Origin of the sequence: Erythrobacter donghaensis, assembly GCF_002155425.1 — a bacterium.
Classification (GTDB): domain Bacteria; phylum Pseudomonadota; class Alphaproteobacteria; order Sphingomonadales; family Sphingomonadaceae; genus Erythrobacter; species Erythrobacter donghaensis.
In genome coordinates this window covers 374,518-399,193 of record NZ_MUYG01000011.1, presented here as the reverse complement: position 1 = coordinate 399,193, position 24,676 = coordinate 374,518, and the positions used below count along the sequence as shown (strand labels likewise).

General features: G+C 65.2%; 18 protein-coding genes. 14 read left to right on the top strand and 4 right to left on the bottom strand.

All coding sequences use genetic code 11. From position 1 onward, the window contains the following. From bchB to hemA, 12 genes are all read left to right on the top strand, one after another. Positions 1 to 1,572, top strand: coding sequence for a ferredoxin:protochlorophyllide reductase (ATP-dependent) subunit B (gene bchB, locus BZF59_RS13470; protein WP_086608763.1), 1,572 nt, complete (start codon positions 1 to 3; stop codon positions 1,570 to 1,572). Then, a complete protein-coding gene (locus BZF59_RS13465) occupies positions 1,562 to 5,200 on the top strand; it encodes a magnesium chelatase subunit H (RefSeq protein WP_086608762.1) in 3,639 nt (1,212 codons plus the stop codon). Before bchB ends, BZF59_RS13465 begins: the two co-directional genes overlap by 11 nt. A 17-nt stretch (positions 5,201 to 5,217) precedes the next feature. Continuing rightward, positions 5,218 to 6,114, top strand: coding sequence for a ferredoxin:protochlorophyllide reductase (ATP-dependent) iron-sulfur ATP-binding protein (gene bchL, locus BZF59_RS13460; RefSeq protein ID WP_086608761.1), 897 nt, complete (start codon positions 5,218 to 5,220; stop codon positions 6,112 to 6,114). Next, on the top strand, positions 6,114 to 6,818 hold the full coding sequence (bchM, locus tag BZF59_RS13455; protein ID WP_086608760.1) for a magnesium protoporphyrin IX methyltransferase: 705 nt from the start codon (positions 6,114 to 6,116) through the stop codon (positions 6,816 to 6,818). Before bchL ends, bchM begins: the two co-directional genes overlap by 1 nt. Further along, positions 6,815 to 8,257 carry a BCD family MFS transporter gene (locus BZF59_RS13450; RefSeq protein ID WP_086608759.1) on the top strand — a complete coding sequence of 481 codons (1,443 nt, stop codon included), beginning with the start codon at positions 6,815 to 6,817 and terminating at the stop codon, positions 8,255 to 8,257. Before bchM ends, BZF59_RS13450 begins: the two co-directional genes overlap by 4 nt. A 76-nt stretch (positions 8,258 to 8,333) precedes the next feature. Continuing rightward, complete coding sequence (gene puhA / locus BZF59_RS13445; protein WP_086608758.1) at positions 8,334 to 9,143, top strand: photosynthetic reaction center subunit H; 810 nt, start codon at positions 8,334 to 8,336, stop codon at positions 9,141 to 9,143. Next, positions 9,134 to 9,928, top strand: a complete 795-nt coding sequence (gene puhB / locus BZF59_RS13440; protein ID WP_086608757.1) for a photosynthetic complex putative assembly protein PuhB — start codon at positions 9,134 to 9,136, stop codon at positions 9,926 to 9,928. The genes puhA and puhB overlap by 10 nt, the downstream gene beginning before the upstream one ends. Next, positions 9,925 to 10,413 (top strand): photosynthetic complex assembly protein PuhC, encoded by a 489-nt coding sequence (gene puhC / locus BZF59_RS13435; RefSeq protein WP_086608756.1) that lies wholly within the window; start codon positions 9,925 to 9,927, stop codon positions 10,411 to 10,413. The genes puhB and puhC overlap by 4 nt, the downstream gene beginning before the upstream one ends. Next, entirely contained in the window at positions 10,413 to 10,715 is a 303-nt protein-coding gene (locus tag BZF59_RS13430; RefSeq protein WP_086608755.1) for a hypothetical protein, read from the top strand. Before puhC ends, BZF59_RS13430 begins: the two co-directional genes overlap by 1 nt. Then, on the top strand, positions 10,712 to 11,773 hold the full coding sequence (gene acsF / locus BZF59_RS13425; RefSeq protein WP_086608754.1) for a magnesium-protoporphyrin IX monomethyl ester (oxidative) cyclase: 1,062 nt from the start codon (positions 10,712 to 10,714) through the stop codon (positions 11,771 to 11,773). The genes BZF59_RS13430 and acsF overlap by 4 nt, the downstream gene beginning before the upstream one ends. After that, the gene (gene puhE / locus BZF59_RS13420) at positions 11,767 to 12,561 is read left to right on the top strand and encodes a putative photosynthetic complex assembly protein PuhE (protein ID WP_086608753.1); all 795 of its coding nucleotides are present in this window, start codon (positions 11,767 to 11,769) and stop codon (positions 12,559 to 12,561) included. The genes acsF and puhE overlap by 7 nt, the downstream gene beginning before the upstream one ends. A 28-nt stretch (positions 12,562 to 12,589) precedes the next feature. Then, positions 12,590 to 13,810, top strand: a complete 1,221-nt coding sequence (hemA, locus tag BZF59_RS13415) for a 5-aminolevulinate synthase (protein ID WP_086608752.1) — start codon at positions 12,590 to 12,592, stop codon at positions 13,808 to 13,810. A gap of 500 nt (positions 13,811 to 14,310) precedes the next feature. Here the strand turns inward: hemA and BZF59_RS13410 are convergent, their stop codons facing one another. From BZF59_RS13410 to BZF59_RS13395, 4 genes are all read right to left on the bottom strand, one after another. Continuing rightward, on the bottom strand, positions 14,311 to 15,249 hold the full coding sequence (locus tag BZF59_RS13410) for a TolB-like translocation protein (RefSeq protein ID WP_086608751.1): 939 nt from the start codon (positions 15,247 to 15,249) through the stop codon (positions 14,311 to 14,313). Positions 15,250 to 15,846: 597 nt separating this feature from the next. After that, positions 15,847 to 17,919 (bottom strand): glycoside hydrolase family 97 protein, encoded by a 2,073-nt coding sequence (locus BZF59_RS13405; protein WP_086608750.1) that lies wholly within the window; start codon positions 17,917 to 17,919, stop codon positions 15,847 to 15,849. Between the two features lie 29 nt (positions 17,920 to 17,948). Continuing rightward, positions 17,949 to 19,313, bottom strand: coding sequence for an alpha-amylase family glycosyl hydrolase (locus BZF59_RS13400; RefSeq protein ID WP_086608749.1), 1,365 nt, complete (start codon positions 19,311 to 19,313; stop codon positions 17,949 to 17,951). Next, positions 19,313 to 20,893 carry an MFS transporter gene (locus tag BZF59_RS13395; RefSeq protein WP_086608748.1) on the bottom strand — a complete coding sequence of 527 codons (1,581 nt, stop codon included), beginning with the start codon at positions 20,891 to 20,893 and terminating at the stop codon, positions 19,313 to 19,315. The genes BZF59_RS13400 and BZF59_RS13395 overlap by 1 nt, the downstream gene beginning before the upstream one ends. A 277-nt stretch (positions 20,894 to 21,170) precedes the next feature. On the opposite strand from BZF59_RS13395, the gene BZF59_RS13390 reads away from it, so the two are divergent. Together BZF59_RS13390 and BZF59_RS13385 are read left to right on the top strand one after the other, a co-directional pair. Then, positions 21,171 to 23,024 carry an alpha-amylase family glycosyl hydrolase gene (locus BZF59_RS13390; protein ID WP_086608747.1) on the top strand — a complete coding sequence of 618 codons (1,854 nt, stop codon included), beginning with the start codon at positions 21,171 to 21,173 and terminating at the stop codon, positions 23,022 to 23,024. Further along, entirely contained in the window at positions 23,024 to 24,676 is a 1,653-nt protein-coding gene (locus BZF59_RS13385) for an alpha-amylase family glycosyl hydrolase (RefSeq protein WP_086608746.1), read from the top strand. The genes BZF59_RS13390 and BZF59_RS13385 overlap by 1 nt, the downstream gene beginning before the upstream one ends.

Sequence of the window (24,676 nt, the reverse complement as noted above, 5' to 3'; positions counted from 1 at the left end):
ATGCAACTGGCAGTCTGGACATATGAAGGCCCCCCGCACGTCGGCGCGATGCGCGTGGCGACCGCGATGGAGAAGCTCCACTACGTGCTCCACGCGCCGCAGGGCGATACCTATGCGGACTTGCTGTTCACGATGATCGAGCGGCGCGGCAAGCGCCCGCCGGTCACCTACACCACCTTTGAAGCCCGCGATCTGGGCAAGGACACCGCGCAGATCTTTCAGGATGCGGCGCGCGAGGCGGTGACCCGCTTCAACCCGCAGGCGATCATCGTCGGCGCGTCCTGCACCGCAGAGCTTATTCAAGATGATCCGGCAGGGCTGTCCGAGGCGATGGGGCTGCCCTGCCCGGTCATACCGCTCGAACTGCCGAGCTACCAGCGCAAGGAAAACTGGGGCGCGTCGGAGACGTTCTACCAGATCGTGCGCCAGCTGGCCGACAAGTCGGTGGTGCGCGCACCCCGTGAAGGCCGCGCAGCCCGCGCCAATATCCTCGGCCCCACCGCGCTTGGCTTCCGCCACCGCGACGATCTGGTCGAGATCCGCAAGATCCTTGCCCTGCTCGGCGTCGAGGTCAATCTCGTCGCCCCACTGGGTGCCACCCCGCAGGACATCACGCAGATCGGCCAAGCCGATTTCAACATCGTCCTCTATCCCGAAATCGCAGATGAGGCCGCCCGCTGGCTCGAAAAGACTTTCGATCAGCCCGCTGTGCGGACCATCCCTATCGGCGTGGGAGCTACACGCTCTTTCATTGCCGACGTCGCCGAGCTGGCAGGTGCAGATCCCACGCCTGCCCTCGGCGACACCTCTTCCCGGATGCCCTGGTGGTCACGGTCGGTCGATTCGACCTACCTGACCTCCAAGCGCGTCTTCATCTTCGGTGACGCCACCCACGCCGTCGCCGCCGCCCGGATTGCGCGCGAGGAACTCGGCTTCGAGGTCTGCGGCCTCGGCTGCTACGCCCGCGAATTCGCCCGCGATGTCCGCGCCGAAGCCGCCCGCTGCGGGATCGAGGCGCTGATCACCGATGATCACCTCGCGGTCGAAGATGCCATCACTGCCGCCGCGCCCGAACTGGTGCTGGGCACGCAGATGGAACGCCACATCGCCAAGCGCTTGGGCATTCCCTGCGCGGTCATTTCTGCGCCGGTGCACGTGCAGGATTTCCCCGCGCGCCACTCGCCCCAGATGGGGTTCGAGGGTGCCAACGTGATCTTCGACACCTGGGTTCACCCGCTGGTGATGGGGCTGGAGGAACACCTCCTCACCATGTTCCGCGAGGATTTCGAATTCTCCGACGAGGCAGGCGCATCGCACCACGCGGCGCATTCCCCGCGCAAGGCGCAGGTCGATAGCGTCTCGGAAGCCCCCGTCGCGGACATCCCCGCACCCGTGCTGACCGACGAGCCCGGCAATCTCTGGACCGCCGAGGCCGAGCGCGAATTGAAGAAAATCCCCTTCTTCGTGCGCGGCAAGGCCCGTCGCAACACCGAGAATTTCGCCGCCGCCGAAGGCCGCCGCCAGATCGATCTCGAAACGCTCTATGACGCGAAGGCGCATTATGCACGGTAATGTCGCCTCGTCCTCCTCGGTTGACCCGCGCGCGCCCGTGAGGGTGGTGATCGTCACGCTCGACAATCACCTGAAGGGCGCGGTCGATCGGGCCGAGGAAGCGCTGGCGAAGGAAGGCATCGATCTCTCGCTCCACGCCGCGAGCGAATGGGGCAGCGAGAATGGCGAGCTGGAAACGGTAAAGGCCGCGATCGCCGAAGCCGACATCGTCATCGCGACGATGCTGTTCCTCGACGATCACATCCGCGCCATCCTCCCCAGCCTCGAAGCGCGGCGCGAGGAATGCGACGCGATGGTCTGCCTGATGAGCGCAGGCGAGGTGGTCAAGCTGACCAAGATGGGCGGCTACAGGATGGATGCGCCGGCCAAGGGGCCTCTCGCGCTGCTCAAGAAGCTGCGCGGCAAGCCGGGCAAACCGGGCGGCAATTCAGGCGCGGGGCAGATGAAGATGCTGCGCCGCCTGCCCAAGCTGCTGAAGTTCATCCCCGGCACCGCGCAGGATGTGCGCGCCTATTTCCTGACGCTGCAATATTGGCTCGCAGGCTCGGATGAGAACGTGGTCGCGATGGTGCGCGCGCTGATCGATCGCTATGCGGCGGGCGAGCGGATCTACCGCCGCGGCATCACCCGCGCCGAAGCCCCGCTCGAATATCCCGAAACCGGGGTCTATCACCCCGCCACGCAGCAGCGCATCTCCGAAAGCCTGCGTCTGCTGCCCAAAGCCGAAGGGCGCGAGGGCACGGTCGGGCTGATCCTGCTGCGCTCCTACCTGCTGGGCCGCGACTGCGCGCATTATGACGGTGCGATTGCCGCTTTCGAAGCCGCTGGCCTCAAGGTCGTGCCGGTCTTCGCCAGCGGGCTCGATGCGCGCCCTGCGATCGAGGCCTTCTTTATCGGCCCCGACGGCAAGCCGACGGTCGATGCGGTCGTCAACCTCACCGGCTTCAGCCTTGTCGGCGGCCCTGCCTATTCCGACGCGCAGGCCGCGCGCGAGGTGCTGGGCAAGCTCGATCTGCCCTACCTCGCCGCCCACGCGATCGAATTCCAGACCATCGAGGACTGGGCCCACCGCCCGCAGGGGCTGCTGCCGCTCGAATCCACCATGATGGTCGCCCTGCCCGAGCTTGACGGGTCGACCGTGCCGAGCGTGTTCGGCGGGCGTGCCGGACAGTCGGGCAAGGGATGCACCGGTTGCGATCGCAACTGCGCCCGCCCCACTTCGCACAAGGCGCGCCCGATGCAGGCCTGCCCGGAACGCGCCGAGGCGCTGGCCGCGCGCACCGTCAAACTGATCCAGCTGCGCAAGAGCGAGCGCGCCGCGCGCAAACTCGCCATCGTGGTGTTCAACTTCCCGCCCAATGCCGGGGCGACCGGCACCGCGGCCTTCATGGCGGTGCACGAATCGCTCTACGCTACGCTCCAGCGCCTCAACGCGGATGGCTACGATGTCGATGTGCCCGAAAGCCTCGATGCGATGCGTGACGCGCTGCTCAAGGGCAATGCCGAACGCTTCGGCACCGATGCCAATGTCGCCCACCGCATCCCGGCCGACGATCACGTCGCGCGCGAGCCGCATCTGGCCGAGATCGAAGCCGCATGGGGCCCGGCGCCGGGCAAGCAACTGGCCGATGGCGGGCATATCCTCATTCAGGGTGCGCATTTCGGCAATGTCTTCGTCGGCGTGCAGCCGGGCTTCGGCTATGAAGGCGATCCGATGCGGCTGCTGTTCGAAGGCACCTTCGCCCCGACCCACGCCTTCAGCGCCTTTTACCGCTACCTTCGCGAAGACTTTGGCGCGCACGCGATCCTGCATTTCGGCACGCACGGCGCGCTCGAATTCATGCCGGGCAAGCAGGCAGGCATGTCGGGCAAGTGCTGGCCCGATCGGCTGATCGGCCACACGCCCAATTTTTACCTCTACGCCGCCAACAACCCGTCGGAAGGGATGCTGGCCAAGCGCCGCTCGGGCGCGACGCTGATCAGCTATCTCACCCCGCCGCTGGCGCAGGCGGGGCTCTACAAGGGTCTCGCCGAGCTGAAGGCAAGTGTCGAACGCTGGCGCACCACCATCGACGATGCCGACCATGCGGAAGAACGCGCCGATCTGGCGCAACTCATCGCCGACCAGTGCGAAGCGCTCGACATCACCTATGCCGAGATCGGCGAACTTCCGGCGCGGCTCTACGAGATGGAGCAATCGCTGATCCCGCACGGGCTGCACATCTTCGGCCGCAACCCTTCGGGCGCGGAAGCCGAGGACATGCTCGATGCGATGATGGAAGCGGGCAGCCATGACGGCCCGACCCCGGACCGTGCGCGTCTTGCCGCGCTGCTCGATTCTTCCGATGAAATGGGTTCGCTGATCCACGCGCTTGATGGCGGCTATGTCGCACCGGCACCGGGCGGCGATGTGGTGGTCAACCCCGATGTGCTCCCGACCGGGCGCAACATCCACGGCTTCGACCCCTTCCTCATCCCCTCGTCCTTCGCCTGCCGGATGGGCAGCGAACAGGCCGAGCAGCTGATCGCGCGCCATGTGAACAGCGGAGAGCCCTTCCCCGAAAGCATCGCGATGGTGCTGTGGGGCACCGACAACATGAAGTCCGAAGGCGTCCAGATCGCGCAGGCGATGACGCTGATGGGCGCCCGCCCGCGCCGCGATAGCTATGGCCGCCTCGCGGGAGCCGAACTGATCCCGCTGGAAGAGCTGGGTCGCCCGCGCATCGACGTGGTGATGACGCTTTCCGGCATCTTCCGCGACCTGCTGCCGATGCAGACCCGGATGCTGGCCGAAGCCGCATTGCTCGCCAGCGGTGCCGACGAAACGGGCGAGGCCAACTTCATCCGCAAGCACACGCTAGCGCAGATGGAAAAGCACGGCTGCGATCTCGAAACCGCCGCTCTGCGCGTCTTCTCCAATGCCGAGGGCGCCTATGGTGCCAACGTCAACCAGATGATCGAAGGCGGCGTCTGGGCCGATCCGGATGAACTCGCCAACGCCTTCGAGATCAACAAGGGCTTTGCCTACGGTGTCTCGGGCAAGCCAGTGCAGCAGCGCGAATTGCTCCAGAGCGCGCTGGGCACGGTCGATTTCACCTATCAGAACCTTGAGAGCATCGAACTCGGCATCAATGATGTCGACCAGTATGTCGATGGGCTGGGCGGCGTGACCCGCTCGGTCAGCCGCGCCAAGGGGACCGAAACGCCGGTCTATATCCTTGATGCCACCCGCGGGAACACCAAGGTGCGCACGCTGGCCGAGCAGATCGATCTGGAAGCGCGCACCCGCACCTTGAACCCCAAGTGGTTCGAAGGGCTGCTGGAGCATGGCTACGAAGGCGTGCGCCAGATCGAGGGGCACGTGACCAGCACGCTGGGCTGGTCGGCCACCACCGGCCAGGTCGCCCCCTGGGTCTATCAGAAGATTTCCGAGACCTTCGTGCTCGACGCCGACATGCGGCGGCGGCTGTCGGCGCTCAACCCCAAAAGCTCCGCGCGGGTCGCGGGCCGCCTGCTCGAAGCCTGCGACCGCAACCTGTGGACGCCCGACGAGGCGACCCTAGCCGCCCTGCGCGAAGCCAATGACGAGCTGGAGGACCGCCTCGAAGGCGTGTTCCCGGCAGAATGACCAGAGGGATCTGAACTATGAACCTGCACAACCCCCGCTCCACCTTCTCGCCGCCCGATGGCGATGGCTCGGTGCAGGTCGCGCTCGACCCGGCCGACAAGATCAAGGGCGCCAAGGTCTTCGCGGTCTATGGCAAAGGCGGGATCGGCAAGTCGACCACCTCGTCGAACCTTTCGGCTGCCTTCTCCAAACTCGGCCACCGCGTGCTGCAGATCGGCTGCGATCCCAAGCATGACAGCACCTTCACCCTCACTAAGAAGCTGATGCCGACGGTGATCGACGTGCTCGAAACGGTCGAATTCCATGCCGAGGAACTGCGGCCCGAAGACTACATGTTCGAAGGCTATAACGGCGTGATGTGCGTCGAAGCGGGCGGACCCCCGGCGGGCACCGGCTGCGGCGGCTACGTCGTCGGGCAGACGGTCAAGCTGCTGAAGCAGCACCACCTGCTCGAAGAAACCGACGTCGTGATCTTCGACGTGCTGGGCGATGTGGTGTGCGGCGGCTTTGCCGCGCCGCTGCAGCATGCCGAACGCGCGCTGGTGGTCGCGGCCAATGATTTCGACTCCATCTTCGCGATGAACCGGATCGTCGCGGCGATCGCAGCCAAGTCCAAGAACTACGACGTGCGCCTTGCCGGGGTGGTCGCCAACCGCAGCAAGGACACCGACGAGATCGACCGCTTCTGCGACAAGGTCGGGATGCCCCGCCTCGCGCACTTCCGCGATGTCGACGCGATCCGCCGGTCGCGCCTCAAGAAGTGCACGCTGTTCGAAATGGGCGACGATCCCGAAGTGATCGCAGCGCAGGACGAATATCTGCGCCTCGCCGCGATGCTGTGGGCCGGGGTCGACCCATCGACCGCGCAGCCGATGAAGGATCGCGATATCTTCGACTTTCTGGGGTTCGAATAATGGCGACACGGCTCCCCAACGATTACGACACTCGCCGCGAGGCGCTGGCGACCTATTTCGACAGCACCGCGCGTCAGGCGTGGATCGATCTCACCTCGGATGCGAAAGTCAGCGGCATTCGCGCCACGGTGCGCGCCGGGCGCGATGCGATGCGCGCCACGTTGCTGGGCTGGCTGCCGACCGACCTCAGGCGCACGCAGGTGCTGGATGCGGGCTGCGGTACCGGATCGCTGGCGGTTGCGGCCGCCTGCCGGGGCGCGGAAGTAACCGGGATCGACGTGGCGGCGGGCCTTGTCGAAGTGGCGCGCGAACGCACGCCGTCTTTCATCGGCCACGGGCGGATCCACTGGCGTTCGGGCGACATGCTCGACCCTGAACTGGGCACCTTTGCCCATGTGGTGGCGATGGATTCGCTGATCCATTACCAGCCCGAAGACCTCGTCGACGCGCTCGGCCAGCTGGCGCAGCGCACCACGGGCAGCATCCTGTTCACCTTCGCCCCGCGCACGAAGTTGCTGAGCGCGATGCACGAAGTCGGCAAGTTCTTCCCCAAGTCCGACCGCAGCCCCGCCATCGTCCCCGTCGGCGAAGGCGAGCTGCGCGAACGCCTTGCCCGCCTCGGCGGCTGGAGCATCGGGCGCACCCAGCGCGTCAGCAGCGGGTTCTACACCTCGCAGGCGCTCGAACTGGTGCGGCACGGATGAACGCGCCCGTCCGCCCTCCCGCGCAACCGCGTCTGGCAGAGCTGGTGTTCCGGCTGCTGCCCTTTGCGGATGCCGCGAGCGCGGACCTGCCACTCCCCCGCCTGCTGCGCCTCGCGCTGTTTCAGGTGAGCGTGGGCATGGCGATGGTGCTGCTCAACGGCACCTTGAACCGCGTAATGGTGGTCGAGCTCGGCACGCCGACCTGGCTGGTCGCGCTGCTGATCGCGGTGCCGCTGCTGGCCGCCCCGTTCCGCGCGCTGATCGGCCACAAGTCGGACACCCACCGTTCAGTGCTGGGCTGGCGGCGCGTGCCCTATATCTGGTTCGGCACGATGATGCAGTTCGGTGGCCTCGCGATCATGCCCTTCGCGCTGCTGCTGCTGGACGTGCCCGACCGCTTCACGCTGGGCCTCTTCGCAGCGACCGCCGCCTTCCTGCTGACCGGCACCGGCTTTCACGTGACCCAGACCGCCGGCCTTGCACTGGCGACCGATCTTGCGCCCGAAGACAAGCGCCCGCGCGCCGTCGCGCTGCTGTATGTCATGCTGCTGGTCGGCATGATGTTCGCCGCTTTCGTGATCGGAGGGTTCCTTGCCGATTACACCGCCACCAAGCTGGTGCAGGTGATCCAGGGCTGCGCGGTGCTGACCGTGATTCTCAACGTCGCCGCGCTGTGGAAGCAGGAAGCGCGCAACCCCGCCGTCACCGCGCCGGATCGCGAGACGCCCGATTTCAGGCAGTTGTGGCAGGCCTTCATCAAGAGCGGCCGCAACGCCCGGCTGCTGACCGCTATCGGGATCGGCGCGGCGGGTTTTGCGATGCAGGATGCGCTGCTCGAACCCTATGGCGGCGAGATCCTTGGCCTGTCGGTCGGCGCGACCACCGGGCTCACCGGGGCATGGGCGCTGGGATCGCTGCTGGGCTTCATGCTCTCGGGCCGGGCGCTCGCACGGGGCTGGGATCCGCTGCGGCTGGCAGGCGCGGGGCTGGTGATCGGGATCAACGCTTTCCTGATCGTGCTGTTTGCCGGGCCATTTGCCTCGCCGGTGATGCTTTACATCGGCAGCCTCGGCATCGGGATCGGCCTCGGGCTGTTTTCGGTCGGCACGCTGATGGAGGCGATGAGCCTCGCCAAGAACGAAAGCGCAGGGCTGGCGCTGGGCGCGTGGGGTGCGGTGCAGGCGACCTGTGCCGGGCTCGGCATCGCGGTCGGCGGCCTGCTGCGCGACGGGGTGGCGCTGCTGCTGCAAAGCGATGCGCCCACCACCAGCATTGCCATGCGCGCGACCGGCTATGGCACTGTCTACATTCTCGAAATCGCGCTCTTGCTGATTGGCCTTGCCGCCATCGGTCCGCTGGTTGGCTACCAGCGCCGGATGGCCAGCGACGCCGACGAAGCTCCCGCCAAGCCCTTCGGCCTGATGGAGTTTCCGACATGATTACCTGTGCCCGCCTGTCCCGTCACTGTCTTCCGGCTTTCGCCTCTGCCGGCCTGTTCCATGAGAGGAATGTGAAATGAACGCTGCCTATATCGTCGGCTCCTTTGATGCTGCCGAACTCGCTTTCCTGTTGTTTTTCGGCTTCTTCGTCGCGCTGGTCTTCTACCTCAACCGGGAAAGCCGGCGTGAAGGCTATCCGCTTGAGGAAGAGGAAACCGGCAAGGTCCTCCCCGGCAGCCTGTTCGATGGCGACAAGAAGAGCTTCCAGCTGCCCAATGGCCGCGGCACCTATGTCCCCGAAGACGTCGAGCGCGACGACATCAACGTCCCCGGCGTGCAGGCCTTCAAGGCTGCCGGTGCCCCCTGGGTGCCGACCGGCGATGCGATGAAGGACGGGATGGGCCCGGCCGCTTTCGCCAACCGCGCCAAGTATCCCGATGTCACCTTCGATGGCCGCCCGCGCATCGTGCCGATCGCCGACAGCCACGAGCTGATCGTCTCCCCGCAGGATCCGCAGCTGATCGGCTGGCCGGTGGTTGGTGCCGACGGCGCCAATGCGGGCAAGGTCACCGACATCTGGGTCGATCAGGCCGAACACCTGATCCGCTATCTGGAAGTCGAGACCAACTCGGGCAAGAAGGTGCTCGCCCCGATGGCAGTGGCCGTGGTCCACGGCAACAGCCTGCTGGGCAAGGTGCTGCCGACCACCAATCACGACGAGCCCAAGTTCGTCGAGATCGACGCGATCACCGCCGCCCAGTTCGAGGATGTCCCCGCGCTGGAAACCGCAGGCATCATCACCCGCTACGAAGAAGACCGCATCCAGGCCTATTTCGGCGGCGGCTACATGTATGCGACACCTGAAAGGTCGGAAGCATGGATCTGAAGGAACAGGCCGGCAGCGTGACAGAGCCCATGGCAGCGGCGGCAACGCCGCTGCCGGCAGGGCCCGGTCATGAAGGGCTCGATCACGCCGCGCTCGAGGAAGATGGCCCCAAGGCCTTCGGCGATCGCATGGGCACACCCGCACCTGACGAAAAGGTGCTGTGGAAGGGCCGCCCGGCGCTCGGCCTGCTGGCGCGCACGGCGTTCCACACCCGCACGCTCGGTTTCTACATGGCTGCGCTCGCGCTGATCGCGCTGATGAGCGGCAACACCAATGCTGCGATCGTGGCCGCCGTGCTGGGCACCGCGCTGATTGCGCTGCTTTATGTGCTGGCCTGGGCGAGCGCCCGCAGCACGCTCTACATTCTCACCGACACGCGCCTGATCATGCGCATCGGCATGGCGATCGAAACGCGGATCAACATTCCGCTGAAGCAGGTGACCTCGGCCGATCTGCGCCTCCATGGCAAGACCGGATATGGCGACATCGCCTTCGACCTCGCCGGCGACCGGTTGCTGGGCGTCGCCCTGCTGTGGCCGCATGTGCGCCCCTGGCGGTATGCGCGGCCCCAGCCGATGCTGCGCGCCCTGCCCGATGCCGCCGCCCTTGCCCATCTGATCGCCGCCACCCGCGCGCAGCACGGTGCAATCGCGCGGAATTTGACCGAGATCAAGGAAGCCGCCGCCGCCACCGGCCATATCGGAACCCAGCCCGCGGCCCCGACCGGCCGCCTCGCCCCGGCCCTGCGCCGCAGCGACAACGGATTTGAGGGAGCACCGGCATGATCGTTCGCGAATATGAGAAGGACGAAATCACCGTCCACAAGGTGCCGCTCGCGCTGATGGGCGGGGTCATCGCGATCTCGGTCGCGCTGACAGCCTCGGTCACGCTCGGCTTCCTGCCCAAGCAGGCCGTGCCCACCGAAGCGCGCGCCGCTGCCGGAGTGGCCCCGGCGCAGCAGCGCACGCTCCGCTTCTTCGACGAACCGGACGGCACCGTCCGGGTCGAGGACGGCGCCACCGCCGAGGTGCTCGCCCGCTATGGTCAGGGCGAAGGCGGCTTCGTGCGCGCCAGCGTGCGCAGCCTCGTCCACCAGCGCCGCATCCGCGACATCGGGGCCGAAGTGCCCTTTACCCTCACCCGCTGGGACACCGGCGCGCTCACGCTGGCCGACCCGGCCACTGGGGTGAACATCGAAATCAGCGGCTTCGGGCCGGAAAACCGCGCGATCTATGCCACGCTGCTGCCCGAAGCGGAGGCCGCCCGCTGATGGCACTGGCATTCTTCTCGACCGAGTCCTTCGAGACCCCCTGCACGATCACGGTCGAGCAGAGCTCGGAACATTTCCACGCCCATGTCGAACTGACCGATGAGGTCGCGATCGAGCCGGGCGACAAGGTGCGCGTGCATGGTGCGCCGATCTCGATCCCCTTCGGCACCCGCGAGGTGTTCGAACGCCGCGCCACTGTCACCCGTGCCAGCCCGCTGGCCCGCTCGCTGACCCGCATCGCTGCCTATTTCGACCTCAGCGAACTCTACGAAGTCAGCTTCAACGCCGGGAGGATCAAATGAACGCCTACAAGCCGATGACCAGCGAAGAAGCGATGGCAATCGCGACGCAGGACACGATGCTGACCCCGCGTTTCTACACCACCGATTACGACGCGCTGGACGCGATCGACGTCAGCCTGGTGCGCGCCGAATGGGACCAGCTGATCGCCGACATGGTAGGCGATCCCAACAAGCTGCATTTCAAGCATTCGGACCGCTTCAAGGGCGTGATCGAGGGGCTGGAACCGAGCCTGCGCAAGGAATTCACCGATTTCCTTGTGAGCTCGATGACGAGCGAATTCTCGGGCTGCGTGCTCTATGCCGAAATCGCCCGGCGCACCAAGAACCCGGACGTGAAGCAGCTCTTCCGCCTGCTCGCCCGCGACGAAAGCCGCCACGCCGGCTTCATCAACGAAAGCCTGAAGGATGCCGGGATCGGCGTCGACTTGGGCTATCTGACGAAGACCAAGAAATACACCTATTTCAAGCCGAAGTTCATCTTCTACGCGGTCTATCTGAGCGAGAAGATCGGCTACGCGCGCTACATCACGATCTTCCGCCATCTGGCGAGGAACCCGCAATACAAGTTCCACCCGATCTTCGACTGGTTCGAGGAGTGGTGCAATGACGAGTTCCGCCACGGCGAGGCCTTTGCCATGTTGCTGCGCGCCGACCCCAAGCTGCTGCAAGGCGCCAACAAGCTGTGGGTGCGGTTCTTCCTGCTGTCGGTCTACGCCACGATGTATGTGCGCGATCACAACCGCCCGGTGTTCCACGCCGCGCTCGGCGTCGATCCGACCGAGTATGACTACAAGGTCTTCGAGATCACCAACCAGATCGCCCGGCAGGTCTTCCCGGTCGAGCTCGACATCGACAGCCCCGCCTTCCGCCGCCAGATGGAAAAGCTGCGCCTCGCTGCGGAACGCATTGAGGATGGCAAGGCGCGCGGCGGGATCGGCGGGCTTCTGAGCCGCGCCTCGGGCATGGCTGGCGCAGGCCTCGCTTTCGCGCGGATGTATTTCCAGCGGCCCAAGCCCAACGCTCTGCCGCAATCGATCCGGCTGCAGCCCGCATGGTAAGCTGGAGCGGCCATATTGTGCCGTTCATCGTGACGGTGGCGATCTGGTTTGTCGCGACCGGGCTGATTGCCTGGGCCGACAACCGTGAGCGCACCACCTTTTCGCGCAGCCTGATCGTCGGCAGCGTAGCCGGGATCGCCGGGCTGATCGTGATCCTCGCCGCTTCGCTTTCGACCGAAGTCTGGGCGGTTTACCTCGGCTTTGTCGGCGCGCTGATGGTGTGGGGCTGGCACGAGCTGAGCTTCCTCACCGGCGCTTCGGCAGGCCCGCGCCGCGGGCTGGCCGATCCGGGGCTGACCGGGGTCGCGCGCTTCCGCCAGGCGGCGGCGACCGTGATGCATCACGAAGTGGCGCTGGCGGTAACAGCGCTGCTGCTGATCTCGCTGTCGTGGGACGTGCCCAACCAGATCGGGGCGACGGTGTTCGTGCTGATGTTTGCGATGCGGCTGATCTCCAAGATCAACCTCTTCGTGGGCGTGCCCAATTCCTCCTCGGAAATGCTCCCGGAGCAGTTGGCCTATCTGAAGTCCTATTTCGGCCCCAGCCGCGTGACCCGGCTGCTGATCATGTCGATCGCGGTGCTGACCGGGGTCACCATCTGGTTCGCCGCGCTGGCACTCGCCGCGCCGGTGGGCAGCGCCGAAATGGTGGGCGCGAGCCTCCTGACCACGCTCGCCCTGCTGGGCGTGCTCGAACACCTGTTTCTTGCCCTCCCCTTCCGTGACGGGATGCTGTGGGGCTGGGCCTATCCGCAGCGCAAGGCTGCGATGACAATCGAACGAGACTGACATGACGATGACGACAGAGGGAATGCGCATGGACTTCGAAGCCTTTTTCGCCGGCGAACTGGATGTTGTGCGCGCCGATGGCCGTTACCGCGTGTTCACCGACATCAAGCGCCACCGCGGCCGCTTCCCCCACGCCACCCGCTTCGTCGCTGACGAAACGCAGGCGGTGACGGTGTGGTGCTCGAACGACTATCTCGGCATGGGTCAGCACCCGGCGGTGCTCGAAGCGATGCACGAATGCCTCGACGAATGCGGCGCGGGCGCGGGCGGCACGCGCAATATCTCGGGCACCAACCACTACCATGTCGAGCTTGAAGCCGAACTGGCCGATCTGCACGGCAAGGAAGCCGCGCTGCTGTTCACCTCCGGGTATGTTTCGAACTGGGCGGGGCTCGGCACACTTGCGTCGAAAATCCCGGGCTGCGTCGTGTTCTCCGACGCGCTCAACCACGCCTCGATGATCGAAGGCATCCGCCACAGCCGCGCGCCCTACAAGATCTGGCACCACAATGATGCGGAGCATCTCGACGAGCTGCTCGGCATGTATGGCCCCGAAGTGCCCAAGCTGGTCGCCTTCGAAAGCGTCTATTCGATGGACGGCGACATTGCCCCCATCGCTGCAATCCTCGACGTCTGCGAAAAGCACGGCGCGATGAGCTATATCGATGAAGTCCACGCGGTCGGCCTCTACGGCCCGCGCGGCGGAGGGATTGCCGAACGCGAAGGACTGATGGACCGCATCACCGTGATCGAAGGCACGCTGGGCAAGGCTTACGGCGTGATGGGCGGCTATATCGCCGCGTCCGCCAACCTCGTCGATTTCGTGCGCAGCTTTGCCAGCGGCTTCATCTTCTCGACCGCCCTGCCCCCCGCCATCGCGGCGGGCGCAGCGGCGAGCATCCGCCACCTCAAGAACAGCAGCGCCGAGCGCGAGCTGCAGCAGAAGCGCGTCGCGCAGGTGCGCCGCGCGCTCGACATCATGGGCATCCCGCACCTCGACAACCCGAGCCACATCATCCCGGTGATGGTTGGGGATGCCAAGAAGTGCAAGATGATCAGCGACTGGCTGATGGACAACCACGGCATCTATGTGCAGCCGATCAATTACCCGACCGTGCCCGTGGGCACCGAGCGGCTGCGCGTCACGCCCTCGCCGGTGCACACCGATGGCGACATCGACCGGCTGATCAAGGCATTGAGCGAGATCTGGTCGCACTGCGAACTCGCCCGGATGGAACAGGCCGCGTAAGAGCGCATTTGCTTTCACAGAATTGACGCTTCTCCCTTGGACGGGAGTGAGGGCGAGCGCCTTGGGGGAGGCGTTCGCTCTCTTTGCGTGTTGGGTAAAGAGAGCGGCAGCTTTCGGGATTGGGAGAGGTGCGTCGGAATGACGAGAACTGGATAGGTAGCTGTCTGACCGCTTCCGGGTGACTGAACGCGTTAGCTGCCGTTGATCACAGCCGAGTAATGCGCCGCCTCTCGACCCAGATCCAGTCGTGGGCGGCGGCCAAATTGAACGTCCGATTCCGCCCCAAGCCGCCGTCCCGCTTTCGCAGTTTCCTCAACCGCGCACATGATCGCAACTGGGTGGGGCAATGAATGACAAGTTACGGCGTTCACCGGCGAAAAGTGCAAATTTGCCGGGAGAGCGGGATCCAGATCGCAAAGGTTACCGCGACACGTCGCGGGCCTCAAGAATACCAGACCTAATCCGCCATTGGAATGCCGCGCCGAACGGGAATCCGGTGCTTATCGTTGGTAATCTGACAGATCGAAAGACGCGCTCCACACTTGGAGAACACCTGCCTCTCGCCCTGCATATGGGCGATCCGAGGTAAAGACGATTTGGGTCTTGTCAGGCGTCAGCCGCGCGCCGAATTCGGCATAGGGCGAATTGATCCGTGCGCCTGCATTTTGTGGTTCGCTCCAGCCGTCTGCCGTCATGAAAGAAATGAAGATGTCGGCTCCACCTTCGCCGCCGCGATTGGGGTAGCTCAGCAGCATGACGCGTTCTTCTGCATCGACCCACACGCCATCATCCCGGTCGCTGGTATTGATTGGCGCAGGCAGGGGCACGGCGGTTTCGAACCGGCCGTCCTGACCGGGACGGGCCACGTAGTTATCGCGCTCACCAATCCCGTCGGGCCGCTCCGTCATGAAATATAATGTTCCCGCGCGTGTCAGCGATGGCAGCGTTTCGTTGTGCATGAAGCGCAGCTTTTTGAGCGATCCTGCCCGCGGGCGATTGATATCGCCGCTTGCCAGCGGAACGGGAACGGCATCAGGATCGGTCAGATCGAGCGCATAGAGATCGAAGTTCTCATATATATCCAGATCGGCAAATTCATCCCGCTTGGCCGACCACGAAAACAGCAGTGTTTTGCCATCGGGAGAAACTGTGGGCCAATCGACCCGTCCCTCACGCGGCAAAGGCACATCTTCCGGCGTGGTCCAGCCAGTGACGGTGCGCCGCGCGCGTTTCAGACGCTGCGGGCATTCCCAGATCGGCGTGCAGTCCGATTGTGCAAAGTAAATCGTCTGCCCGTCAGGAGAAAATCCGGGGCTCAGCGTTACCTTGCCGTCCTGCTCCAGTTGTTCAGGGGCAAACCGCTGCGGCTCGTCTTCTGCCGCGCAGGCAGAGGATGGGGCGCCGACCAGGAGCGCAAACAGGATTGCGGATCTGAACATGACAGGCCCTTTTTCAAAAGCGGTGAGAGAATGCCAAACGAAACCGATGTTTCCTTCGCGTCAGGATCAAGCGGCGAGAACGGCAACGGGTCCTGCGCACTGGCGGTGCCGCTGGCGGCAAGGATAGCGATTGTGATCACAGCGGCGAAGGGAGTTTTCATGGTCCAGCACCCTCTATCGGTAGCGGGATCGGATTGTTGCCGACGGAACAGTTACGGATCGTTCCGGCGGACGGTTGCCATCGACGCGAACTTTCTTGCTCACATCGCATCGGGCGGATTGACAGACGGCCGCTTGTGACGACGAAATGCAAGCGACAGAACGACCAGGGCGGGGTCGATAGCCGAACGGCAGGTTTTGGCCCGCAGCCAGCGATTGCTGACATTTCCTACACACCTGTCAGCGGCTACCATCACCCCCGCTCTTTCCCATCGCTATCAGGGTGGTCACACGACCGCCACCGGCCAGACAAGCCCCCGCTCCCGTGTCCGTCCGCTTATCGGAATTGGATACAGGTATTTGAAACAATGCAGAAATTCGCGAACACACAAAGCGGACACGGTGTCCGCTTTGTAACGCTTAAGGGCGCGGCGTGCGTCACCCCACCGGGATGAACCGCACCGCAAATCCGCCGCCGGGCGCCATCCGCACGGCGAACAAATCGCCGCCGGTCACGACCTTCTCCTCGATCACCATCGCATAGGGGTTGGTCTTCCAGTCAGCATCCGGCCCGTCGCGGTAGATCTGGGCGCGGTATTTCTTGCCCTTTTCAAGGAAGCTCAGCGGCAGCGACAGGTCGCGCGCCTCCTCGTCGCTCACCGCGCCGAGGAACCATTCCTTCGACTTGCGCCCCTGCCGCGCGATCGCGACATAATCGCCGATCTCTCCGGCGAGCGCGATCGACTCCTCCCAGTCGGTCTCGACATCCTTGATGAACTGAAAGGCATCGGGGCGCGCTTCGTAATTCTCGGGCAGGTCGGCGGCCATCTGGATCGGCGAATAGAGCACCACGTAGAGCGCCAGCTGCTTGGCCAGCGTCGTCTCCGGCCGGTTCGACGGGTCGCCGCGCTGCATGTTTTCACGCAAGGGCGGGCGCTCGTTGGGTTTGAGGTCGAAGATGCCGGGGGTGAAGTCCATCGGGCCGGAGAGCATCCGGGTGAAGGCCAGCATCGCCTCGTGCTCGGGCGGGTTGGGGGGCGTGCCCCAGGCGTTGTATTCCATCCCCCGCGCGCCTTCACGGGCGATCCAGTTGGGGTAGGTGCGGCGGAGGCCCGTGTCCTTGACCGGCTCATGCGCATTGATCGAAATCTGCCGCTTGGCGGCCTCCTGCACGACCTTGAGATGGTGGCGCACCATGAACTGGCTGTCGTGCCATTCGTAATGGCGGACACCGTTCTCGTCGATACGCACCGCGTCGCCCGCGTCGGCGACATAGCCGGTCTTGACCTGCCGCACGCCGACCTTCTGCATCAGGTCCATCGCCGCGCCGAGCTGGTTTTCATAGTTGGTGATATTGGCCGAGGTTTCGTGGTGGCCGATGATCCGAACGCCCTTGGACAGGGCATAACGGCCCAGTTCCTCGATATCGTAATCGGGCATGGCTTTTGTGAAGTCGAACAGGTCGCCGTTGTTGTACCAGTCGCCGTCCCAGCCGATGTTCCAGCCTTCCACCAGCACGCCCGCAAAGCCGTGCTTGGCGGCGAAGTCGATGTAGCGCTTGGTCTCTTCGGTGGTCGCGCCGTGGATCTGGTCACGGCCCCAGCTGCGGTCGCGGATATGCATCGCCCACCAGATGCCGACATATTTGCCCGGCTCCACCCAGGAGACATCGCCCAGCTTGTTGGGTTCGTTGAGGTTGAGGATGATGTCGGAATTGATCAGGCCCACGGCATCGGGCGCGACCTGAATGGTGCGCCAGGGGGAGGTGAAGCCTGCCCTGGTCTTGACCTTGGGCCCGCCGCTCCAGCCGCGCAACTTGGATTCGAAATTGCCCGGGCGCAGCTGGTCGAGCGACATGGCGGCGTAATCGACGAGCGCGGCTTCGTGGATGCTGAAATAGATGCCGTCGGCATTCTTGAAGGTTGCGGGCGTGTGCGCATCGTCAACCTTGCCAGCGGGCGCGGTGCGGGTGAGGTATTCGTAGCGGTTGAACTCGTCGGAGGGGGTGTACCACATGGTGGTCTGCTCGCCGACGCCGAACTGGGTGAGCTCCTCGGTGAGGTTGAGGTCGCCCTGCAAGGCGGCCTGTTCGGGCACCTCGTAGCGGAAGCTGACGCCGGTGTCGAAGGCGCGGAAGCGGACGGTCATCTGCCGGTCGGGGCCATCGGCGGGCTTGAAAGTGACCGCGAGTTCGTTGTGCTGGTCGCGCACCACGCGGCGCTCGCCCCAGGGCTGCTCCCAGTTGGTGTCCTGCGAGGCGGTTGCCGATCCGGCGATGGCGAGACCGCGCTCGAAGCCGTGGTGCTCTGCGAACAGCATCCCGAGTTTCGAGAGGGCGATGACCTGCTTGCCCTCGTAGCTGACAGCGTAGGTCGCCTGCCCGCCATCGTCGCTGACGGTGACGGTTATCTTCCCGTCGGGCGAGGCCAGCGTCAGGCTTTCGGCATGGGCCGGAGCGGCGGCCCAGGCGATGGCGGCCAGCGCGATCAGCGGTTTCCAGTGTGTCGTCATGCGTCCTCTCCTGCGCCCGTTCGGACGCCTCACTTGGTCTGTTTGAAAATCCGGAAGCCCCACGGCGCGAGGTCAAGCGTCTCGCCTCCGGTGAAGGCCGCGCTCTCGCCGCTCAGCGCGTCGGCATAGGTGCCGCTGTGGCGGGCGTGTTCGAAACTGATGCTCTGCGCGCGCGGGCTGAGGTTGAAGACCGCGAAGACCCGCTCGCCCGCATCGCCGCGGGTGAAGGCGAAGACATCGGCGGTGGCGCTGGTGGGCACTTCCACCATGGCTGCGCCGAAGCGGCCATTGTGGAGCGCGCGCGCCTCGGTCTTGAGAGCGATCAGCTTTTCGAACAGGGCCGCGTGCCGGCCCTGCCGCCAGACGATCGGATCACGCTCGAAGAACTCAAGCTGGCGGTCGTTGTCGGCTTCCTGCCCGTTGTAGATCAGCGGCAGGCCGCTGCCAACGAAGCTGAGCGCGATCGCCGCCTCGTAAGCATCGCCGTAGATCTCGCTCGCCACCCCGTCCCACGAGTTCTGGTCGTGGTTCTCGGTATAGACCATCCGCATCGCGGCATGCGGCCAGGTTTCGGACTGCCCGGCATAGTAGCCGCGCATCGCTCCTGCACCACTGCCGTCCTTGACGAGGCGCTGCATCGCCTCCTTCCAGCCCCAGCCATAGGTCGCATCGAAGGCGCGGTGGTGGAGATCGCGCTGCTCCCATTCGGCGAGCAGGAAGACAGGCTTCACCGCATCGAGCTGCCCGCGGGCGGTCTCCCAGAAATCGGTCGGGACATAGCCCGCGACATCGCAGCGGAACCCGTCGATGCCGAATTCGCGCACCCAGTAGACGAGGCTCTCGGTCATGTAGAGCCTGAGGCCGGGTTGCGAATAGTCGAAATCGGCAACGTCGGACCAGTCGGTCCCCGCTGGGCTCATCAGCGCGCCTTCGGGTGTGCGGGTGTACCACTCGGGATGGCTCACGGTCAGCGGGTTGTCGTAGGCCGAATGGTTGGCGACCCAGTCGAGGATCACCTTCAGCCCCAACCGGTGCGCTTCATCGACGAAGGCGCGGAAGTCGGCTTCGGTGCCAAATTCGGGATTGACCGCGCGGTAATCGCGCACGGCGTAGGGGCTGCCGAGCGTGCCCTTGCGGTTCGCCTCGCCGATCGGGTGGATCGGCATCAGCCAGATGATGTCGACACCCATCGTGGCAAGGCGCGGCAGCTGTGACTGCGCGGCAGCGAAGGTGCCCTCGGCGGTGAACTGCCGGGTATTGAGCTGGTAGATCACCGCATCCGCCGTCCACGGCGCATTGGCAACCTCGACCATGTCGCGCGGGGTGTAATCCGGTTGAGCGAACGCCGGTGTGGCCGCAAGCGCGCCCGCCAGAAGAGCAATCGCCAGCCGCATCACGCCTCTCCCGCCCGCAGCACCGGGGCGCCCTTCGCCTCGCCATCCTTCACCAGCAGAGTCGCCGCCGCCGCCAGCACCATGCTGACCGCGCCGATCACGAAGGCATAGATCGCCGCGCCGCCGAACAGGTTGGTGACGAAGAACCCCAGCAGCGTCGCCGCCAGCAATTGCGGCACGACGATGAAGATGTTGAACACCCCCATGTAAATGCCCATCTTTTCCGCAGGGACGCAGCCAGCGAGGATCGCATAGGGCAGCGCCACGATCGAGGCCCAAGCGATGCCCATGCCGATCTGCGGAATCCACAAGAGCGCCGGATCGCGCACCAGCAGCATCGCGGCAAAGCCCGCCGCGCCCAGCATCAGGTTGATCGCGTGCAGGCGGCAGCGGTCGATCTTGGCGGCGATCATGACGAAGCCCAGCGCGGCGGCGGCGGCAAGGCCGTTGCGCACCGATCCCATCAGGCTCCACCAGTCCGCCCCGTCCTGATAGGCGGCGCTGGCCGCATCGCTCGCGCCGAAGTGGAACGCGGTCACCCCCGGTGTGCCGTAAATCCACAGCGCGAACATCGCGAACCAGCTGAAGAACTGAACGACCGCCAGCTGGCGCATGGTCTTGGGCATGGCGAAGAGATCGCTGACGACCTCCATGAAGCCGCTCCCGTTCCGACCTTGCTGGCGAAATGACGCCGCGACCAGCTGGATCACGCCGAACCCGGCGATCAGCGCGGCGAGCACGTAAAGCTCCTGCGCGACCTCGATTTCTCCGAGGAAGGCCGGACGCCCCTCTCCCCGCGCCAGCGCGACCAGCGCGGCGACGATGGCTCCGGCGATGATCCATATCACGCCGCCACTGGCGAACTGCGCGGCGGAGCGGAGCACCGGCACATGGCCCGCGCCCACCGCGCGCCCGCTCGCCGCTTCGAACCGAGCGAGATCCTCGGGCGAGTATTCCTTGGTGCTGAACACCGTCCAGCATACCGCCGCCAGCAGCGCCGCCCCGCCGATATAGAAGGCCCAGCGCACGGTTTCGGGGATCTGCCCCTCGGGCGCGACATTGCTGAGGCCCAGCCAGTTGGTCATCACCCACGGCAGCGCGCCCGCCACCACCGCGCCGGTCCCGATGAAGAAGCTCTGCATCGCATAGCCCTTCGTCCGCTGGGAATCGGGCAGATTGTCGCCGACGAAGGCGCGGAACGGCTCCATGGTGATGTTGAGCGAGGCGTCCATGATCCACAGCATCCCCGCCGCGACCCACAACGCGGGGGCATTGGGCATCACGAACAGCGCAAGGCTTGCCAGTAGCGCGCCGACTAGGAAATAGGGGCGGCGGCGGCCGAGCCGCGGGCTCCAGGTCTTGTCCGAGAGGTGGCCGATGATCGGCTGGACGATCAGCCCCGTCATCGGCGCGGCGATCCACAGGATCGCGAGGCTGCCGACATCGGCGCCCAATGTCTGGAAAATGCGGCTGACATTGCCGTTCTGCAGCTCGAATCCGATCTGGATTCCGAGGAACCCGAAGCTCATGTTCCAGATCTGGCCGGCGCTCAACGCTGGCTTGTGGCCGCTGTGGCTCATTGTCGCTATCATCCCTCTCCCGGCCCGGCACAATATCCCGGATCGACCGTCCGAAGCTAGATTGCGCGCTGCCACCGCACAGTCTGGACGGCTTGCAAAATTTTGCAAGAAACTTTCCGAAAATCGCCGGAAAAATTGTATGACAGCGTGATTGATCTGCCGTTTCTCTAATGTTTTGCGTCTATTGCTCTTGCATTTTAGCCTCGCACCGGCGTTTCACAAAGATTTGCAAAATCCCTTCCAAGGTGTCACAAACATAGCCGGAGGGAGTAGGGTCATGACGCGAATCTTCGTGAGCCTTGCGGCTGCGCTATGCGCCGGCACCGCATTGGCAGGGGGGCCGGTGGCCGCCGAGGCAGGGGCAGCGCCCGCGCCGTCAGCCGCACCGATTGCAGAGCGCCAGCTCGAGGACGAGATCATCTATTTCGTTCTGCCCGACCGATTCGCCAATGGCGACACCGCCAATGATCGCGGCGGACTGAAGGGCGGGCCGTTCCAGCACGGCTTCGATCCCACCCACAAGGGCTTCTATCACGGCGGCGACCTAAAGGGGCTGACGGCGAAGCTCGACTACATTCAGGGCATGGGCGTCACCGCGATCTGGTTCGCGCCGATCTTCAAGAACAAGCCGGTGCAGGGCCGTCCGGGCGAGGAAAGCGCGGGCTATCACGGCTATTGGGTGACCGATTTCACGCAGGTCGACCCGCATTTCGGCACCAATGCCGAATTCAAGGCCTTCGTCGATGCCGCTCATGCGCGCGGGATGAAGGTCTATATGGACATCATCACCAACCACACCGCCGACGTGATCGACTATGCCGAAGGGCTGGCAAACGGCTACCGCTATCGCAGCAAGGGCGAATACCCCTTCTCGACGCGCGGCGGTGTCGACGGCGCGCGGATCAACGAAGGGTTCGCAGGCGACGACAACCCCGATCCCGCCAACTGGGCTAGGCTGACCGACCCGACCTTCGCCTATACCCCGACGGTCTCCGAGGCCGAGAAGAACGTGAAGGTGCCCGCGTGGCTCAATGACACCGCGCTCTATCACAACCGCGGCAATTCGCACTGGATCGGCGAAAGCTCGGTCTATGGCGATTTCTCGGGGCTCGACGATCTCGCGACCGAAAACCCGCGCGTCGTTGCCGGGATGATCGACATCTTCGGCCAGTGGATCGACGATTACGGCATCGACGGCTTTCGCATCGACACCGCCAAGCACGTGAACCCCGAGTTCTGGCAGGCCTTCGTCCCCGCCATGCTGACCCGCGCCGAGGCCAAGGGGATCGACCACTTCCACATCTTTGGCGAGATCGCCTTTGAGGAACCCACCGCGACGCTCGCCGCGCAGGTGATGGCCGAGAGCAAGCTGCCCTATGCGCTCGACATGGGCTTCGCCAAGGCGGCGCAGATGGTCGCGAGCGGCAAGTCGCCGCCGCGGCTGATGGCGGAATTCCTTCAGCAGGACGCGATCTATCCCGGCGGCGCGAGCACCGCGCTGGGCCTGCCGACCTTCCTCGGCAACCACGACTTCGGCCGCTTTTCGATGTTCGTGCGCGAAATGAGCGGATCGGACGACCCCGCCACGCTGCTCGCCCGCGTCAGGCTGGGGCACGCGATGATGTTCCTGCTGCGCGGTGTGCCGACGGTCTATTACGGGGACGAGCAGGGCTTCATTTCCGACGGCAACGACCAGCTGGCGCGCGAGGATATGTTCGCAAGCAAGGTGGCGGTCTACAACGACAATCGCCTTGTCGGCACCACCGCCACGACCGCGCAGAGCAATTTCGACACCGCCCACCCGCTCTACCGGCTGATCGGCGAGCTTGCCGCCGCGCGCACCGCCAGCCCGGCGCTGCGCCGGGGCCTCAGCACCGTGCGCGCCTTCGAGGAAGCCGCCCCCGGCCTGCTCGCGGTCGAGCGCCACGATCCCGAAACCGGACAACGCGTGCTGGCGGTGTTCAACACCGGCGAAAAGCCCCTTACGCAGGCCGTCGAGGTCAGTTACCGGGCGCGGGGCATCGCCCCGCTCACCGGCCCCTGCCCCGCCAGCCTTGCCGCGCCGGGCGCGATCACGATCACTCTGCCCGCCTTCGGCTTTGCCGCCTGCCTTCTGGAGACCGACGACTAATGGCAACCGCTCTTGCCGACACGGCCGTTGCCACCGACGCCCCGCTGGCGTGGTGGCGCGGCGCGGTCATCTACCAGATCTATCCGCGTTCTTTCCGCGACACCAATGGCGACGGGATAGGCGACCTTGCGGGCATTGCCGAGAGGCTCGACTACATCGCCGACCTCGGCGTGGACGGCATCTGGATCAGCCCCTTCTTCACCTCGCCGATGAAGGATTTCGGCTATGATGTGGCCGATTATTGCGGGATCGACCCCAGCTTCGGCAGTTTCGCCGACTTCGACCGGATCATTCAGCGGGCCCACACGCTCGGCCTCAAGGTCATCATCGATCAGGTCTATTCGCACACGTCTGACGAGCACGCGTGGTTCCGCGAAAGCCGCGCGGATCGGACCAACCCCAAGGCCGACTGGTATGTCTGGGCCGATCCCAAGCCCGATGGCTCGCCGCCATCGAACTGGCAGTCGGTCTTCGGCGGCTCGGCGTGGCAGTGGGACGGGCCGAGGAAGCAGTATTACCTGCACAACTTCCTGACCTCGCAGCCCGACCTCAACGTCCACAATATCGAGGTGCAGGATGCGCTGCTCAATGTCGCGCGGTTCTGGCTGGGGCGCGGTGTGGACGGCTTCCGGCTCGATGCACTGAACTTCTCGATGCATGATCCCGAACTGCGCGACAATCCGCCGTCGGGCACGCCGATGGCGCTGGTGACGCGCCCGTTCGACATGCAGGTGAAGCAGTACAACCAGTCGCACCCCGACATCACCGGCTTTCTCGAGCGCATCCGTGCCACGATCGACGAGTTTCCGGGCCGCTTCACTGTCGCCGAAGTCGGCGGGCCTGAGCCGCTGGCCGAGATGAAGGCCTTTACCGAGGGCGGCAAGCGGCTCGACAGCGCCTACAACTTCGATTTCCTCTACGCCCCGCGCCTCACCGCGCCGCTGGTGCGCGCGAGCCTGTCGCAGTGGAGCGGTGAACCCGGCGAAGGCTGGCCGAGCTGGGCATTCTCGAACCACGATGCCCCGCGCGCGATCACCCGCTGGACGCTGGATGGCGACATGGGCCGCATGGCGCGCCTCAATCTGCTGCTGCTGCTGGCCTTGCGCGGCAATCCGATCATCTATCAGGGCGAGGAGCTGGGCCTGCCGCAAGGCCATGTCGCCTTCGAGGATCTGCAAGACCCCGAAGCCATCGCCAACTGGCCGCACACGCTGGGCCGCGATGGCGCGCGCACCCCGATGCCCTGGGCGGCGAACGCTCCGCAGGCGGGCTTCTCGACCGCCAACCGCACCTGGCTGAAGCTCGATCCGGCGCATAGCGGCTTTGCGGTCGATGCGCAGGCCGCCGACCCGGCCTCGACCCTCGGCTATGCGCGCGCGCTGCTGAGCGCGCGGCGGACGCACCCGGCGCTGGTGCATGGCGATATCGAATTGCTCGACAGCCCCGAGGACATTCTCGCCTTCCGCCGCCACACGGAAGGCGGCAGCGTGCTGTGCGTCTTCAACCTGGGTGAGACCCCACTGCGCTGGAGCCCGCCCGCAGGCGGCGGGGTCGCGCAGCTGATCGCGACCGAAAACCATGTGGGCAGCGGCGCGATTCCCGAAGACCTCAGGCCCGGCAGCGGCTATTGGGCAAAGATCGCATCCAGCTGA

Excerpts from the sequence above, each read along its gene's own strand:
- bchB (WP_086608763.1), top strand. The coding sequence starts at position 1 with ATGCAACTGGCAGTCTGGACATATGAAGGCCCCCCGCACGTCGGCGCG.
- bchL (WP_086608761.1), top strand. The coding sequence starts at position 5,218 with ATGAACCTGCACAACCCCCGCTCCACCTTCTCGCCGCCCGATGGCGAT.
- BZF59_RS13405 (WP_086608750.1), bottom strand. The coding sequence starts at position 17,919 with ATGACGACACACTGGAAACCGCTGATCGCGCTGGCCGCCATCGCCTGG.
- BZF59_RS13465 (WP_086608762.1), top strand. The coding sequence starts at position 1,562 with ATGCACGGTAATGTCGCCTCGTCCTCCTCGGTTGACCCGCGCGCGCCC.
- acsF (WP_086608754.1), top strand. The coding sequence starts at position 10,712 with ATGAACGCCTACAAGCCGATGACCAGCGAAGAAGCGATGGCAATCGCG.
- BZF59_RS13400 (WP_086608749.1), bottom strand. The coding sequence starts at position 19,313 with ATGCGGCTGGCGATTGCTCTTCTGGCGGGCGCGCTTGCGGCCACACCG.
- BZF59_RS13390 (WP_086608747.1), top strand. The coding sequence starts at position 21,171 with ATGACGCGAATCTTCGTGAGCCTTGCGGCTGCGCTATGCGCCGGCACC.
- BZF59_RS13430 (WP_086608755.1), top strand. The coding sequence starts at position 10,413 with ATGGCACTGGCATTCTTCTCGACCGAGTCCTTCGAGACCCCCTGCACG.
- puhE (WP_086608753.1), top strand. The coding sequence starts at position 11,767 with ATGGTAAGCTGGAGCGGCCATATTGTGCCGTTCATCGTGACGGTGGCG.
- hemA (WP_086608752.1), top strand. The coding sequence starts at position 12,590 with ATGGACTTCGAAGCCTTTTTCGCCGGCGAACTGGATGTTGTGCGCGCC.
- bchM (WP_086608760.1), top strand. The coding sequence starts at position 6,114 with ATGGCGACACGGCTCCCCAACGATTACGACACTCGCCGCGAGGCGCTG.
- BZF59_RS13410 (WP_086608751.1), bottom strand. The coding sequence starts at position 15,249 with ATGTTCAGATCCGCAATCCTGTTTGCGCTCCTGGTCGGCGCCCCATCC.
- BZF59_RS13385 (WP_086608746.1), top strand. The coding sequence starts at position 23,024 with ATGGCAACCGCTCTTGCCGACACGGCCGTTGCCACCGACGCCCCGCTG.
- BZF59_RS13450 (WP_086608759.1), top strand. The coding sequence starts at position 6,815 with ATGAACGCGCCCGTCCGCCCTCCCGCGCAACCGCGTCTGGCAGAGCTG.
- puhC (WP_086608756.1), top strand. The coding sequence starts at position 9,925 with ATGATCGTTCGCGAATATGAGAAGGACGAAATCACCGTCCACAAGGTG.
- puhB (WP_086608757.1), top strand. The coding sequence starts at position 9,134 with ATGGATCTGAAGGAACAGGCCGGCAGCGTGACAGAGCCCATGGCAGCG.
- puhA (WP_086608758.1), top strand. The coding sequence starts at position 8,334 with ATGAACGCTGCCTATATCGTCGGCTCCTTTGATGCTGCCGAACTCGCT.
- BZF59_RS13395 (WP_086608748.1), bottom strand. The coding sequence starts at position 20,893 with ATGAGCCACAGCGGCCACAAGCCAGCGTTGAGCGCCGGCCAGATCTGG.